Source organism: Citreicoccus inhibens (assembly GCF_019039035.1).
GTDB lineage: Bacteria > Myxococcota > Myxococcia > Myxococcales > Myxococcaceae > Citreicoccus > Citreicoccus inhibens.
The window spans coordinates 258223-272660 of record NZ_JAHNZT010000003.1 but is presented as its reverse complement, the minus strand read 5'-3'; the positions used below and the strand labels follow the sequence as shown (position 1 = coordinate 272660).

The window sequence follows — 14438 nt, the reverse complement described above, 5'->3', positions numbered from 1 at the left end:
CACGCGAGGCCTACTTGCCGCGACCGCGAGCCTGCTGCCGGCGGGCTTGGGCCGCTCGGCGTCGCTCCGCCTCGTCCTTGAGCTTCTGCGCGGCGGCGCCGCTGTCCTCGTCTTTGCGGGACAGGTGCTGGGCGAGCGCGCTGACCGTGGTGAACTTGAACATGTCCACCAGGGCCAGATTGGCGCCCAGTTCCTCGCGCAGGCGCCGGTGCGCCTGAGCGATGAGCATGGAGTTGCCCCCCAGCTCGAAGAAGTTGTCGTGCAGCCCCACGCGCTCGACCTTCAGCACGGACTGCCAGATGGTGGCGACACTGCGCTCCACCGCGCTCTGCGGCGGGGCGTAGGCCGCGGCCGTGGCCAGCTTGGCGCCCTCCGGCGCGGGCAGGGCCTTCGCGTCCACCTTCCCGTGCGGGGTGAGCGGCAGCGACGCGAGCGGCACGTACGCGGACGGCAGCATGTACGGCGGCAGCGCCTCGGAGAGGAAGGCGTGCAGGTCCGTATGCGTGGGCGCGGGCTCTGCCAGCACCACGTAGGCCACGAGCCGCTTGTCACCCGGCGAGTCCTCGCGCGCCATGAGGAACGCCTCGCGCACTGCTGGGTGGCGGCGCACGGCGGCGGCCACTTCGCCCAGCTCGATGCGGAAGCCGCGGATCTTCACCTGGTCATCCGCGCGCGACAGGAATTCCAGCACGCCCTCGGCGCTCCAGCGCGCCATGTCGCCGGTGCGGTAGAGCCTGGACCCGGGGTGGAACGGATCGGCCACGAAGCGCTCGGACGTCAGCTCCGGACGGCGCCAGTAGCCGCGCGCCAACCCCAGGCCGCCGACGTACAGCTCGCCCGGCGCGCCCACCGGCAACAGGTTGCGCTCGCCGTCCAGCACGTAGACGTCCGTGTTGATGATGGGGCGGCCAATCGGCACCCACGTGTGGCCCTGGAGGTCCTCGACCTTCAGGTGGTGGTACGTGGTGCAGACCGTGGTCTCGGTGAGGCCGTAGCCGTTGACCACTGGCGTGGTGCCCAGGAGCTTCTCCACGTCGCCAGCCACCAGGGCCTCGCCACCGCTTAGCACCAGCTTGAGGGGCGGCAGCTCGTCCTTGCGCGCGTTGAGGCCCGCGATGACCGCGGGCACCGTGCTGACGATGCTCACGCCATGGCGCGAGATGAGGCCGAAGAGCTTCTCCTGGTCGAGGATCTCATCCTCGGTGGGCAGCACGAGCGCGCCGCCCACGCACAGCAGCGGGAGGATCTCGCCCACGAAGCTGGCCGAGGACACGGACGTGAGCGGCAGCATCCGGTCGCCCGCGTTCGGGTGATACGACTCGAGGAACGAGCGCACCAGGTTGGCCAGACCGCCGTGCTCCAGCATCACGCCCTTGGGCTGACCCGTGGAGCCGGACGTGTACACGAGGCACGCGAGGTCCCCGGCCTTGGCCACCACCGGCGCGGGCAGCGACGTGCTCGCCGCGGCGCTCCAGTCGATGTCCTGGTCCACGTTCACCAGCCGCGTCGCCGCGCCCGAGGGCAGCGCTCGCCGCAGCGACGAGTGGGTGAGCAGCAAGGACGCCTGGGCATCATCGAGGATGAAGGCCAGTCGCTCCGCGGGGTAGGCCGGATCGATGGGCACGTACGCCGCGCCCGCGGACAGCACGCCCAGCACCGACACGAGCGTCTCCACCGAGCGCTCCAGGCACAGGCCCACCACGTCGCCCGGCTTGACGCCGTGCTCGCGCAGCCAGACGGCCAGGTGGCCCGCGCGCTGGCTCAGCTCGCGATAGCTCAGGCTCGCGTCCTGGAAGAAGACGGCGGTGTTCTCGGGCGTGCGCGCGACCTGCGCGGCGAACAGCGCGGGAAGCATGTCCGCGTCCGTCAGCGGCACGCGCGGGCCTCGCCACGCCTCCAAGAGCTGGTGCTGCTCGGTCTGCGTCAGCACGGGCAGCGCGGCGAGCGATTGGCCCGGCTGCGCCACGATGCCGGTGAGCAGCGTGCGCAGGTGGCCCGCCATGCGCTCCACGGTGGCCGCGTCGAAGAGGTCGGTGTTGAACTCGAAGGACGCGACCAGTTCGCCGTCCGCCTCTCCCATGGTGAGCGTGAGGTCGAACTGCGCATCCTGGTGGTCCAGCACCAGCGACTCGATGGGCAGCCCCGCCACCTGGGCCCGCGCGCCGGGGATGTCCAGAGAGAAGGGCGTCAGGCCGCGCTCATCCAGCTTGGAGGCGCGCTGGTAGACGAACATCACCTGGAACAGCGGCGAGCGGCTCTGGTCGCGCACCGGCTGGATGCGATCCACCAGCGTGCTGAAGGGGTAGTCCTGGTGCTCCAGCGCTCCGAGCATCGTCGTGCGCGTCTGGGCCAGGTAGTCCGTGAAGGGCAGGGCGGGCGAGGGCCGCGTGCGCACCACGAGCGGGTTGACGAAGTAGCCCGTCACCTGCGCCAGCTCCGCGCGTCCACGGCCCGCGCTCACGACGCCGAGCGTGAAGTCCTGCTGGCCCGTGTAGCGGTGCAGGAGCGCCTGGAAGGACGCCTGGAGCACCATGTTGGGCGTGGCGCCCTGCGCGCGCGCGAGCGCCTTCACGGCCTCGGTGAGCTTCGCGTCCAGGCGCGTGGCGTACACCTGCCCGTGGTACGTCTGCACAGGCGGGCGCGGGCGATCCGTCGGCAGCTCCAGCACCGGCAGCGGGCCGGAGAGCTGCTCTCGCCAGTACTTCTCCAGCGCCGCGCCCCGCGCCCCCGTGAGCATCTCCGCCTGCCAGCGCGCGTAGTCCGCGTAGCTGCGAGCGGGCGCGGTGAGCGCGGGCTGCTTGCCCAGGCGCAGCGCGGGGTAGAGCGCGTCCAACTCCTCGGCCATCACCGCCAGCGACCAGAAGTCCGTGACGATGTGGTGCATGGCGATGAGCAGCGCGTGGTCATCCGTCGCGCGGCTGAAGAGGCGCACGCGCAGGAGCGGGCCCTTCTCCAAATCGAACGGGCGGCGCGCCTCGGCGGACAGGTGCTCCAGCACCTGCGTCTCGTTCCAGCCCGTCGCGTCGGTGGTCGCGAAGTCGAGCGGGAGCTGGGGGTGCACGCGCTGCACGGGGCCCGCGGCGCCCATGGCGAACGTGGTGCGCAGGGCGGGGTGGCGCGCGACGATGGACTCGAACGCGCCGCGCAGGGCCGCGACGTCCAGGGCCCCGCGCACGCGCACCGCGACGGGCACGTGGTAGGCCGCGCTCTCGGGGGCGAGCTGCTGGAGGAACCACAGGGACTGCTGGCCGCCGGACAGCGGCGCGTCACCGCTCTGCTGCGCGGCCGCCACCGGGCCCGAGGCGCGCGCCGCCGCGGGCGCGGACAAGAGCGCCTCCACGACCTCCGCCAGCTTCGCGAGCGGCACGCCCTGGAGGATGTCCGACAACGGCACGTCCACGCCCAGGCTCGCGTCCAGGCCGCTCTTGAAGTCCACCGCCATGAGGGAGTCGACCCCGTAGGCGTGGAGCGGCTTGGACGGGTCCACCTGCGACGTGGGCAGGCGCAGCACCTGCGCGGCCTGCTCCTGGAGGAACACGGTCAGCATCGCGCGGCGCGCGGTGGGGTCCTGCACCGCGGCCAGCATCTTCTGGATGAAGCTGGGCTCGCGCACGGGCTGCGGCGCGGGCTCGTCCTGGGGCGTCTGCGCGCTGGCCGAGGAGGGGGCCGCGGGCGCGGTGCTGGTGAGGATGCTCTGGTGCAGCGCCTCCAGCGTGCCGGCGGCGAACTCGGCGCGCGCGGCGAAGCGCTGGATCTTGCCGCTGGACGTCTTGGGAATCGCCCCCGCGCCCAGGATGACGACGCCGTAGAGCTGCAGCTCGTGTTGATCCGCGACGTTCTGCCGGATGGACTGCGCGAGCGCGTCCAGGTCCAGGCCGCCGGACTCCACGGCGCGGCGGTCCACCTCGGTCACCGCGACGAGGCGCTCCTCGTCTCCCAGCTCCACGGAGAAGGCCGCGGTGCAGCCCGGGCGGATGGCCTGGTGGGTGAGCTCCACCGTCCGCTCGATGTCCTGCGGGTAGTGGTTGCGGCCTCGGATGATGATGAGGTCCTTGAGGCGGCCGGTGACGAACAGCTCGCCGTCCGACAGGAAGCCCAGGTCGCCGGTGCGCAGGAACTCGGTGGCGTCATCCGTGCCCGCGAGCTTCCCGTGGAAGGTGGCCGCGGACTGCTCGGGGCGGTTCCAGTAGCCCTGCGCCACGCTGGGGCCGGACACCCAGATTTCGCCCACCGCGCCCGGAGCGCATGGCGCGCCCGTCTCCGGGCTCGCGATGACGATGCGCTGATCCGGCAGGTTGCGGCCCGAGCCCACCTGCGTCTGCGCGCCCGGCGCGCCCGGTGTCAGGTACTCCACGCGGTTCTGCTTGAGCGCGGCGCCGTTCACGGTGCGCTGGATGGGCAGCTCGTCCTTGTGGCCACCCGAGGCGATGAGCGTGCCCTCGGCGAGGCCGTAGCACGGGTAGATGGCCTCGGACTTGAAGCCCGAGGGGCCGAAGGCCTCCGCGAAGCGCGTGAGCGTGTCCGGGTGGATGGGCTCGGCGCCGTTGAAGGCGAGGTTCCACCGGCTCAGGTCCAGCGCGGCGCGCTCCTCGGGCGTGGACTTGCGCACGCACAGGTCGAACGCGAAGTTGGGGCCGCCGCTCGTGGTGGCGCGGTAGCGCGAGATGGCGTTGAGCCAGCGCATGGGCCGCTTGAGGAAGTCCACCGGAGAGAAGAGCACCACGGGGAAGCCGCCATACAGCGGCTGGAGGATGCCTCCGATGAGCCCCATGTCGTGGTACGGCGGCAGCCAGATGACGCCCTGGCTCTCCTTCGAGTGCCCGAAGCACTGGTAGATGAGCTTCGAGTTGTGCAGCAGGTTGGAGTGCGTGAGCACCACGCCCTTGGGCGAGGACGTGGAGCCGGACGTGTACTGGAGGAACACGCGCGTGCCCGCGTCCACGGTGGGCTCGCGCCAGCCCTCGGCGACCTCCGCGTCCAGCGTGTCCGTGGCCATCCAGTGCAGCGAGCGCAGCTCCGGGGCCTGCTCGAACAGCATCTCCGCCATGCCGTAGATGAAGTCCGTGGTGAGCGCCACGGTGGCCTGCGCGTCCTGGCAGATGGCCAGCAGGCGCGGCATCGTGCGGCCCAGGCGCATGGGGTCCGGCGGATAGATGGGCACCGCGATGACGCCCGCGTAGAGGCAGCCGAAGAAGCCCGCGATGTAGTCGAGCCCCGGCGGATACAAGAGCAGCGCCCGCTGTCCTTGCGCCCCGCGCGCCTGCAGCGCCGCCGCGATGGCGCGCGCCTTGCGATCCAGCTCCGCGTACGTGAGGTGCGCTTCCTCGCTGTCACCATCGACGAGGAAGGTGAAGCCGCGCAGGTCCGGCTGCAGCCGGGCACGCGTGCGCAGCAACTCCACGAGCGTGGAGCACGAGACGTCGGTTGCCGACGTGAAAGCGGAAATCGGGCCAGAGGACATGAGGCCTACTCCTGGGCAGCGGCGGTGGGGCGCCGTTTCACGCTCCGGCGGGAACCGGGGGGCGGGCGGGGCGCGGATTCAACGCAGGGGTGAACGTTCCTGAAAAGGGCGAAATAGCATTCCAGCCCGGTCTGACAGCCCCTCAGTAGGGAGGCCGCGCCATACACCGACTGTGAATCGGCCGTGTATCGCGCATGTCTTGCTCCGGTGAATCTTTGGATCCGCGCCGAGGTGCGCGGTGGAGCAGGGCCTCGGGGGGCTCGCTAGGAGGGCAGGTGATTCCAGGCTGGGATGTCATCGCGGATAGGAGGCCTCACGCAGTGCGGCGCAGCGATCTTCTCCCGCGAAACTGGAAACATGCAAACACCCCAATAGGTCAGAAGCATGAGCGCACCCGCCGAGGAAGCCGTTCCTGACTTTCTAAGAAACGTGGCACAGCTTCTCTCTCCACGGGAACACGCGCGGGGTGCGAGTCCATGGACGGGCCCTACCTGAAAGGGTGGCCACGCCAGGGGTGTTGATTCCGCCAATAAATAATCAGGTAATTCTTGTTTGGAATGAAGTGCTAGTTAATCCAGACGACGCGCCGCGCGTGAGGGTCAGCGAGCGAGCGCGAGGGCTCGCCGCCGCGCGGGTGATCCGCGAGCGAATGAGGCGTGGAAGAGGCGCTCGCGGATCATCCCCGAGGCATCAGGGCAGGAGACAGGTCCGCGTGACTTCGAGGGTGTGCCCCTGCTCGTCACTGCGCATGTAGAAGGCCGCGAGTCTGCGTGCTCCTACGTCCTCGAGCAGGACCCATTGCGCGTAGAGGTGGAGCGCAATGGGCTCGGCCGTGGGCGTCTGTTGAACGGCGGCGTAGCCTTCGCTCTGGGTCCAGAGCCAGCCTTGGAACCTCGGGAAGGAGCCGCTCGAGGGAACCTCTTGCTTGGCGAGCCACGCGAGCTGGAGGCCCTGTGCGCTGACGCTGGCGCCCGGCCAGAGAACAGGTGCGCCCGGCTCATTGCGGAGCGCCTCCCAGACCTCGGGCTGTCCACCTGTGAAGAGGTGGTTCACGACCTCCATCTTGCGATACGCCGCCGAGGTCTCCCTCATGACGAGCGCGACCGAGTCGAGGGGATCTCCTCTGCTGCCCCCCAGGTCCAGGAGCTTCACGAGCGGTTCGTCGCTCGTGACGAGTGTTCTCTCGGGTCCGCTCGGGGCAAGCTGGGCGTCAAAGCGGCGCACGTGCAAGGTGACGGGTTGAGGCAGTGGGCCGGGGGGCGTCTCCGCCGCAACGATCAGGAACTCGCCGTTCCGCAGCCCGAGCACCGCTTCCATTCGCAGGCTGCTCGTCTCGGAGTGGAACAGCACCGTGGGCGCAGCGATCCGCTGGCCATGCAGGTCTCGAACGATGCCGTAGAGGTTGTTGACGCGCGCTGGAGTGATGTCTCTCCAGGTGGCCAGCAGGGTGTTGCCATCCGCCGACAGCGCTGCGCGGCTGGCGCCTCGGGGGGTGGGGGAATCGAAGACGACCTGTTCATCTTCCTGAGGCCGAGGAAGCCCAGCCTCGGTGAGCGGTCTTAGATAGGCCCGTGCGGTCTCTGGACCCATGCCTCCGGAGTCCTTGTACCCGGCGTAATACAGGACGGGGCCCTGGCTCGTGCGCATCAGCGCGCTGGTCACCGAGTCCCCCGTGTTGGGATCATCCGCCGCAAGCGGAATCTCCGCGACGCCCAGCAACTGCCCTTGTCGATCCACATGCAGCACGCGGACGACATGCGGCGTGTCGAACACCGCGATGAGGATGCCGTCAGCCACCGCGAGGCTACTGGCCATGCCACCGTGCAGCTCGCCATTCAGTCGCGTGACGGTGCGGGTGACCGACGGATCCGCGACGCCGTCACAGTCGTTGTCGAGATCGTCGCAGCGGGTCTCGACCTCCTCGTAGCCTGGGCCATACGACAGGGCCGTGCAGACGCTTTCATAGACGCCGTTGACCATGGCCCGCTGCGCCCCACCGCAGACGCCGCGTGTCTTCTCACACGGTGCGGGCCCTGCGTCCGGAACACCCGCGTCTTCAACCCCCGCATCCCAAGCGCCAGCGTCCGGTGTTCCCGCGTCATCGGTGCCGCTGTCGGGTGTGCCCGAGTCTTCAATCTCGGTCCCCGTGCCAGCGTCCACCTCTGAGCCCTTCTTCTCACCCGAGCAGCCAGCCAGGCACAGGAGTGCTCCGACCATCCAGGCGAGACGCCGATTCCCACCCACTCGCGTCGTCATTCCAGCCTCCCTCGGGATCCTGGCCAAGCCGCCTGCTTGGACCCTCACCGAGCGTCTTGCATACGCGATGACGCGCCTCGGCGGGCGGCTGGGCGACCCCCATGACGCTCCTCCGTCGGGGGAGCAGGGGGTAGGCCCCCGTTGCGGGAATACCGGCACGCCGCACCTTTGCGCGAGCACGCAACCGCCACACTGGAGGATGCCATGGCGCACTCGGACGTCGACACGCTCAACTCCTTCCTGCGCGGAGAGCTCTCCGCGGTCGAGACCTACCGGCATGCCCTCGGGCACGTGAAGGCCGACCTGGCTCGCACGGAGCTGGATGGCTGCCTCCACGACCACGAGCACCGCGTGGAGATGTTGCGCGAGCGCATCACCCGTCTGGGCGGCTCTCCGGCAGAGGGCTCCGGCCTCTGGGGCACCTTCGCCGAACTGGTACAGCAGGGCGCGGACATGCTGGGCGAGAAGTCCGCCATCCAGGCCCTGGAGCACGACGAGGACCACGGCCTCGCGGACTACCAGCGCGACGTGGACAAGCTCCACGGCGAGGCGCGTCGCTTCGTGAAGATGGAGCTGTTGCCCGCGCAGAAGCGCACGCACGAGCGCCTGAGCAAGCTCAAGCGCACGTTGCACTGACGCGCGTCGTGTTTCGGACGGGGCTCGGGCGGGGGGCGGCACTCGAGACCGGGGCAATGCGCCGTCGCTGGACGCACGGGGGCGCTTGCCCCCGCGCTCCGTGGCACGTCGCACACCCTACGTCACCGGGCCTGGAGGTTCGGGTCCCGCCTGCGATATGGGCTGGCCCGTCCTATGGGAGGAGAGGCCGGGAACCGAGGCATGCCGTTCGAGAGCGCCGACGCCGCGCGCGAGGAGCCTCCTTCCCGCGAGCCCTCCCCGGACGCTCCGCGGGAGCCCACCGCGGAGGCCGCCTCCCCCGCGCTCGCGGATGGCAGCCACGTGGCCGGCGCGCTCGCGGTGAGCGTCGAGGCCCTCTTCCGCGCCTCCGAGCGGGCCCTGCAATGGGCCTGGCGCGTGCTGCAACTCGCGCGCGCCAACACCGAGCCCCCCGCGCCCGGCGCGCGTGACATCCCCGCCGAGGCGCGCGCCAGCGTGCTCGAGTTCTTGGATCACATCCCGCCCCACGTGCGGCGCGGCGTGGTGGAGCTGCTGGGCTTCTGCAATCTCTGGCAGGCCGTGTGCGCGCGCCTCTCGCGTGTGCCGGTGCGCGGGGGCGACGAGGCCTCCTGGCGTCAGCTCGGCGAGGACGTCCAATTGCTCCAGCGCGCCGCTCAGGCGCGGCTGGGCACCGCGTTCGCGTTGGAGCAGGGCCTGCTGATGCACCTGGGCCGGCTGCGCGAGCTGTGCCGCGCCGAGGGCGCCGCGTCCGCGGAGCTGCGCGCGAGCATCGAGTCCTTCACGCGCGGGGTCTCCGAGGTCATGGCCTCGTCCAGCGCCGTGCGCCGCGCCTGGGAGTCCACCGCGGAGGAGCTGTCCGAGTCCGCGTCGTGGCTGGGCGCGGGCGACCCGGCCTTCATCGCCTGGCTGGCCGAGCACCTCATGACGCTGGAGCCCGCGTGGCGTCAGGCCCACGCCTCCGCGCGCTGGCTCCAGGAAGTGGGCGGGTTGGCCGGCCATCCCTGAAGGCCGGCCCGGCGCGCTATGGCTCCACGAGGATGCGGTGGCGGTACAGCTCCAGCAGCACGTCCTCCAGCAGGTCCGCCTGCTTCTGCGTGCGCAGCCGGTGCCGCACGGCTTCCACGGGCTCGGTCCCGGTGAACTCCACGAGCAGCGCGTAGGCCTCACCCGGCAGCGCCACCGCGTCGAACTCGCTGTACGCGCCCAGCGCCACGCTGCCATCGGGCAGCCACTTCACGGTGGCCTCGGGGCTGAAGCGCAGCACGCGCGGCAAGCGGGGCGCGTTGGCCGCGCCGTGCAGCTTCTCCAGCACGCGCAGCTCGATGGTGCCGTCCAGCCCCAGCATCTGCGTCAGCCCTTCCGGCGGCAGCGCGCGCACCACGTCGTAGCAGGCCCGATAGAAGTCCCGCTCCCGGCCTGCGTGCGCGCGCCACAGCTCCGCGTACGCGCGCTCGGGCGGCGCGGCGTCATCCAGGTCCTCCACGGACAAGGGCAGGGTGGCGTTCTCCGACTTGTCCTTGCCCGTCTCGATGTACTCCGGCATCAGCTGGAGCAGCGCGTAGCGCGCGAGCTGGATCTCCGTCAGCGACAGGTATGTCTTCAATGACATCCAGAAGCGACGCCCGTCCGCGCCCGCCACGTACTTGCAGAAGTACGTGGAGCAGACCGCTTCGCGATAAGCCCAGATGGTGCAGCCGCCGCTGTCCTCGGCGTAGTACGGGCAGCGCAGCGAGCGCGCGCGGCCGAAGAACTGGTTGCCGTTCTTGTAGAGGTAGTTGAACTTGGCCGGCGGCTTCACCCACTGCGGCGTCACGCCAATGCGGCTGTCGATCTTCTCCTCGATGCGCCGGCGTCCCTCGGCCATGGCGGGCGAGTCATCCGCCAGCAGCGCGCCCACCAGGTAGTTGGGCAGTCGCGGGTAGTACGTGCAGCACTTCGTATCCGGCCGGAACAGGCGGTCCACGCCATCCACCGCGCCCACCGTGCCCGTCGCGCCCTGCTTGCTCATGGCGCAGTTGGAGCACGTGGCCTTCTCCTCGATGGGCACCTGCCCCTGGAAGAAGGCCGGGAACAGGTTCTGATAGAGGGCGGGGAGGCTGTCGAGGATTCGAGGCATGGGAGGGGTGTCTCGTGAGCTTCGGGACCGTCAGGACGACGGGTGGGTCCATTGCAGGTGATACGTGCACGCATCGGGACCGTGGCGCGTGCGGGCCAGGGTCAGGCCCTTCACCCCGATGCGCACGAGCCCTTCCTCCAGCACGCCCTCCACGAAGCCCTCGGTGGCCTCGGGTTCGTTGAACCAGAGGTCCGCGGAGGACGCGCCCAGCACGGTCAGGCGCGTCTCCGTGAAGTTGTTGCCGCTGCGGAAGTTGTGCGTCATCCGCTCCAGCGAGCGCATGGGACCCACCACGCGCGCGAGCGTGAGCACCGCCGCGCCCACGAGCGTCTGGGCGTACCCCTCGATCCATCGCCGCGCCAGTTGGCGCCGCGCGACGTCCGTGGGCACGCCGGGGTAGAGCGCCTGGGAGACCTCGTCCAGACACTTCACCCAGACGGGGTGGGGATAGGCCGCGAGCAGCGGCGCCTCCACGTCCATGCCGTACTCGCGCAGCCGCCTGCGCAGGTCCGGCGACAGGTCGCGGGCGAGCGTCTTGCGATACAGGCTGTCCACGGTGTTGCCGAAGATGACGCGCTCGTCGCTGCCCATTCCGTCGTGCCCCCAGGGGTACCGGACGACCCGTGCGCATTCATCGCAGAGCCCACGCGAAGAGGCCAGCCCTTCGCGCTGGCAAGGGTTGTCCATTGCCCGCTGGGACTGGGAATAGGATGGCGCGCCAGGGATTGGAAGAGGACTCCCCCCGAGTGCCCCGTTCCCGCGGAGCTTCACGAACATGACGACGTCTCGCAGGCGGTTCCTGCAGTATTCGCTGGCAGGGTCTTCCTTGCTGGCCCTGGGCCCCGGGCTCGCCCTGGCCGGCCCGAGCCCGACGAACCCGACGAAGAAGCGCCCTGGCAAGCGAATCCTCATCCTCGGCGGGACGGGCTTCCTGGGCCCGGCCATCGTCACGGCGGCGCAGGCGCGCGGTCACACGCTGACCCTGTTCAACCGCGGCAAGACGCGGCCCGAGCTGTTCCCCAACGTGGAGAAGCTGCACGGGGATCGCGATCCGAACAAGGACGAGGGGCTCAAGGCGCTCGCGGGCCGCAGCTGGGACGCGGTGGTGGACACCTCGGGGTACTACCCGCGATTGGTGCGCGCCTCCGCGGAGCTGCTCTCCCCGAACGTGAAGCGGTACATCTTCATCTCCAGCACCTCGGCGTACGCGAACGACAAGACGCCCGGCGAGGACGAGCGCGCGCCCACCGCGACGCTCGCCGACCCCACCGTGGAGACGATGGGCAAGGAGTTCGAGTTCTACGGCGGCCTCAAGCGCGCGTGCGAAGAGGCGGTGGAGAAGGCGTTCGCGGCTCGGGCCACGCTCGTCCGGCCGGGCTACATCGTGGGCCCGGAGGACCGGACGGATCGCTTCACCTACTGGCCGGTGCGCTTCGCGCGGGGGGGCGAGATGCTCGCGCCCGGCGCGCCGTCGGATCCGCTCCAGGTCATCGATGTGCGCGACCTGGCCGAGTGGCTGGTGCACCTCATCGAGACCGACACCTCCGGCACCTTCAACGCCGTGGGCCCGGGGATGGCGTGGACGATGGGCGGGATGATCGACACGTGTCGCGCCGTGACGGGCAAGGACACGAAGGTCACCTGGGTGCCGGCGGATTTCCTGGAGAAGAACGGCGAGAAGGGCGACGGCAGCCTGCCCATCTGGATGACGCCCTCGGGGGCCACGGCGGGCGCGCACCTGCGCAAGTGCGACAAGGCCGTGAAGGCGGGCCTGAAGTTCCGCCCCGTGGCGGACACCCTCCGAGACACGCTGGCGTGGTTCAACGCGCAGCCGCAGGAGCGCCGCGACAAGTTCCGCGCGGGCCTGACCCCCGAGCGCGAGAAGGAGCTGCTCGGACTCTGGGCTCAGGCCACGAAGGGCGGCGACGCGAAGCCTCAGCCCTCCGCGTCTGGCCAGGGCGGGTAGGCCACGTGGCACGGGCTCCGCGGCGGAGGCGAGCGCGCGCCCTCCGCCGCGAGGCTCCCGTCAGTACGAGCCCGTCAGCGACACGCCCGAGTACGCGCTGAAGCCGCTGATCATCACCCAGTACGTCCCCGCGGTGGCGTGCGCCGCGATGGTGCACGACTCGGTGCTCGTGTTGGTGTAGGGCCGGCAGTCGTAGGCCGTCGACGTGGGCGCGGTGCCGAAGCGCACGTAGAGGTCCGGGTCGCCCGTGCCGCCACCCATGGCGAACGAGGCGGGCTTCCCCGCGGGGACATCCAGGCAGTAGTACTTCTGCGTGCCCGCGGCGCCGGAGATGTTGGTAACGGTGATGCCATTGGCCAGCTTCGCGCAGGTGATGGGCGCCGGCACGCCCACGGCTTCCCACGCGTGCGTCACCGAGTCCTGGATGGCGGTGCTGTAGCCCAGGTCCACCGCCGCCTGATGGGTAGCGGCCTTGGCGCTCAGCATGTTGGTGGTGGCCGTGAAGTAGTTCGTCAGCGCGCGGTAGAAGATGCGGCCCGCGGCCTGCGCGCCGATGGCGGCCACGCTCACCGTCGTCTTGCCGTGCGGGTGCGTGCCTCCCGTGGCGAGCAGCTTGAACGCGAGGTTGGGCACGCCCGAGCCCGCGTTGTAGTTGGGCGTGCCGCTCCCGAAGATGTCTGGGTAGTAGTCCTTCGACACCCCATCCAGCGTGGGGTCATCCATGTACCGCAGGGCATCCCCCGCGATGGCCGGCGTCCACACGTCCTCGTCGATCTTCCAGACGTCCGGCGTGAGCGACCAGAGCCCCGTGGCCCAGCTCTCACACACCGCGGCGTAGATGTCCGAGTACGACTCGCTCAGCGACAGGCTCTCGCCGCTGTAGGTCAGGCCACTGGTGATGCCGTGGGTGAACTCGTGCACCACCGTGTCGGGGTCCGAGCACATGGGCCCGCAGGTGACGCCGTCGCCATCGGAGCACGTCATGATGTTGTTGACGTCGTAGTAGGCGGAGCACCCGGTCGTCGTCCCGTGGACGTTGAGGCGCAGCTTCCCGCCCACCCCGTTGACCGAGTCGCGGCCGTAGTTGAAATAGAAGCAGTCATAGAAGAGGCCCAGGTTGTCGAAGGCCTTGTCGATGATGGGGTCGCCGATGGGCGGCACCACGGGCGAGTCCGTGCGACACGTCCCCTTCGTCACGCCGCTCACCGAGCACACGCTCCGGTCCTTGATGCCGTGGATGCCCGAGATGCGCTGCACCTCCGCGCCGTCCTTCGCGCTCACGTAGACGCGGTCCTGCACGGGCATCTCGTCGCCGTCGCCGCGCACCTCCACCTCATAGGCCAACGTCAGCGGGCCGTCCTCGGCGGGCCGCACGTAGACGAGCCGCGGCTCACCCTCCACCCTGGCCTCGCCGACCGTGTTCTTCAGCGCCGCGTCGCGCGCCGTGGCCGCGTCCAGCCGAGGCTCCGCCGAGACGTCCTCGCCGTCATCGCGCGCATCACCATTCACCGCGTACACGCGGCCTTGGGCGTCCAGGTGGACGATCAGCTCCTGGTTCACCACCGGCAGGCCATGCTTCGTCTGCGCATAGCGCACGTGGGTGCGCCCCTCTTCGTCCTGGTTGACCCGCTGAACGAGCAGATCTTTCGGATCCAGGCGGAACACGGGAGCGACCCGTGCCAGGGTCGGGCTCAGCAGTCCGTGCGCCTGCCACGCGGTCGCACCGGGCAGTGGTCGCCCCGCGTCACCCATCAGGCCTCGTAACATGAACGGCACACCGTCCTGGTGTGTGCCCACCACCTCGACACCGGGGAGCGCGGCGAGCGCCACCCCCACGTCTCGGGAGCCCTTCGCGTCGGCGGGTGCTTCAGCGCCACACGCCAGAAGGGAGCACGACAAGGATGCGGCGAGCCACCGGGTGCTGCGCTTCATGGTCTTCCCCCAATAATCGTGAATACGGCGATCACGCAGTAAACCATGACTGGCGTGTGGCGCCCATGAGG

At 70.1% G+C, this 14438-nt stretch carries 8 protein-coding genes; 3 read left to right on the top strand and 5 right to left on the bottom strand.

Features of this window, described 5'->3' with window-relative positions; genetic code table 11:
• Nucleotides 1-10: 10 nt before the first annotated feature.
• Nucleotides 11-5461, bottom strand: coding sequence for a non-ribosomal peptide synthetase (locus KRR26_RS05720; RefSeq protein ID WP_217079287.1), 5451 nt, complete (start codon nucleotides 5459-5461; stop codon nucleotides 11-13).
• Nucleotides 5462-6151: 690 nt separating this feature from the next.
• A complete protein-coding gene (locus tag KRR26_RS05715; RefSeq protein ID WP_217079286.1) occupies nucleotides 6152-7678 on the bottom strand; it encodes a hypothetical protein in 1527 nt (508 codons plus the stop codon).
• Between the two features lie 243 nt (nucleotides 7679-7921).
• Between KRR26_RS05715 and KRR26_RS05710 the strand changes: the two genes are divergently transcribed.
• Nucleotides 7922-8353 carry a DUF2383 domain-containing protein gene (locus KRR26_RS05710; RefSeq protein WP_120201570.1) on the top strand — a complete coding sequence of 144 codons (432 nt, stop codon included), beginning with the start codon at nucleotides 7922-7924 and terminating at the stop codon, nucleotides 8351-8353.
• Between the two features lie 201 nt (nucleotides 8354-8554).
• Nucleotides 8555-9358, top strand: a complete 804-nt coding sequence (locus tag KRR26_RS05705; protein ID WP_217079285.1) for a hypothetical protein — start codon at nucleotides 8555-8557, stop codon at nucleotides 9356-9358.
• 16 nt (nucleotides 9359-9374) lie between these two features.
• On the opposite strand, the gene KRR26_RS05700 is transcribed toward KRR26_RS05705, so the two are convergent.
• Nucleotides 9375-10469 (bottom strand): hypothetical protein, encoded by a 1095-nt coding sequence (locus KRR26_RS05700; RefSeq protein ID WP_120201566.1) that lies wholly within the window; start codon nucleotides 10467-10469, stop codon nucleotides 9375-9377.
• Nucleotides 10470-10499: 30 nt separating this feature from the next.
• Nucleotides 10500-11060 (bottom strand): DUF2378 family protein, encoded by a 561-nt coding sequence (locus KRR26_RS05695; protein WP_120201564.1) that lies wholly within the window; start codon nucleotides 11058-11060, stop codon nucleotides 10500-10502.
• A gap of 184 nt (nucleotides 11061-11244) precedes the next feature.
• Here KRR26_RS05695 and KRR26_RS05690 point away from each other — a divergent pair, with 184 nt between their 5' ends.
• Nucleotides 11245-12435 (top strand): SDR family oxidoreductase, encoded by a 1191-nt coding sequence (locus KRR26_RS05690; RefSeq protein ID WP_120201562.1) that lies wholly within the window; start codon nucleotides 11245-11247, stop codon nucleotides 12433-12435.
• A 60-nt stretch (nucleotides 12436-12495) separates the two neighbouring features.
• Here KRR26_RS05690 and KRR26_RS05685 read toward each other — a convergent pair whose 3' ends face one another.
• Entirely contained in the window at nucleotides 12496-14367 is a 1872-nt protein-coding gene (locus KRR26_RS05685) for a M4 family metallopeptidase (RefSeq protein ID WP_120201560.1), read from the bottom strand.
• Nucleotides 14368-14438 lie beyond the last annotated feature (71 nt).

Excerpts from the sequence above, each read along its gene's own strand:
- KRR26_RS05720 (WP_217079287.1), bottom strand. The coding sequence starts at position 5,461 with ATGTCCTCTGGCCCGATTTCCGCTTTCACGTCGGCAACCGACGTCTCG.
- KRR26_RS05715 (WP_217079286.1), bottom strand. The coding sequence starts at position 7,678 with ATGGTCGGAGCACTCCTGTGCCTGGCTGGCTGCTCGGGTGAGAAGAAG.
- KRR26_RS05710 (WP_120201570.1), top strand. The coding sequence starts at position 7,922 with ATGGCGCACTCGGACGTCGACACGCTCAACTCCTTCCTGCGCGGAGAG.
- KRR26_RS05705 (WP_217079285.1), top strand. The coding sequence starts at position 8,555 with ATGCCGTTCGAGAGCGCCGACGCCGCGCGCGAGGAGCCTCCTTCCCGC.
- KRR26_RS05700 (WP_120201566.1), bottom strand. The coding sequence starts at position 10,469 with ATGCCTCGAATCCTCGACAGCCTCCCCGCCCTCTATCAGAACCTGTTC.
- KRR26_RS05695 (WP_120201564.1), bottom strand. The coding sequence starts at position 11,060 with ATGGGCAGCGACGAGCGCGTCATCTTCGGCAACACCGTGGACAGCCTG.
- KRR26_RS05690 (WP_120201562.1), top strand. The coding sequence starts at position 11,245 with ATGACGACGTCTCGCAGGCGGTTCCTGCAGTATTCGCTGGCAGGGTCT.
- KRR26_RS05685 (WP_120201560.1), bottom strand. The coding sequence starts at position 14,367 with ATGAAGCGCAGCACCCGGTGGCTCGCCGCATCCTTGTCGTGCTCCCTT.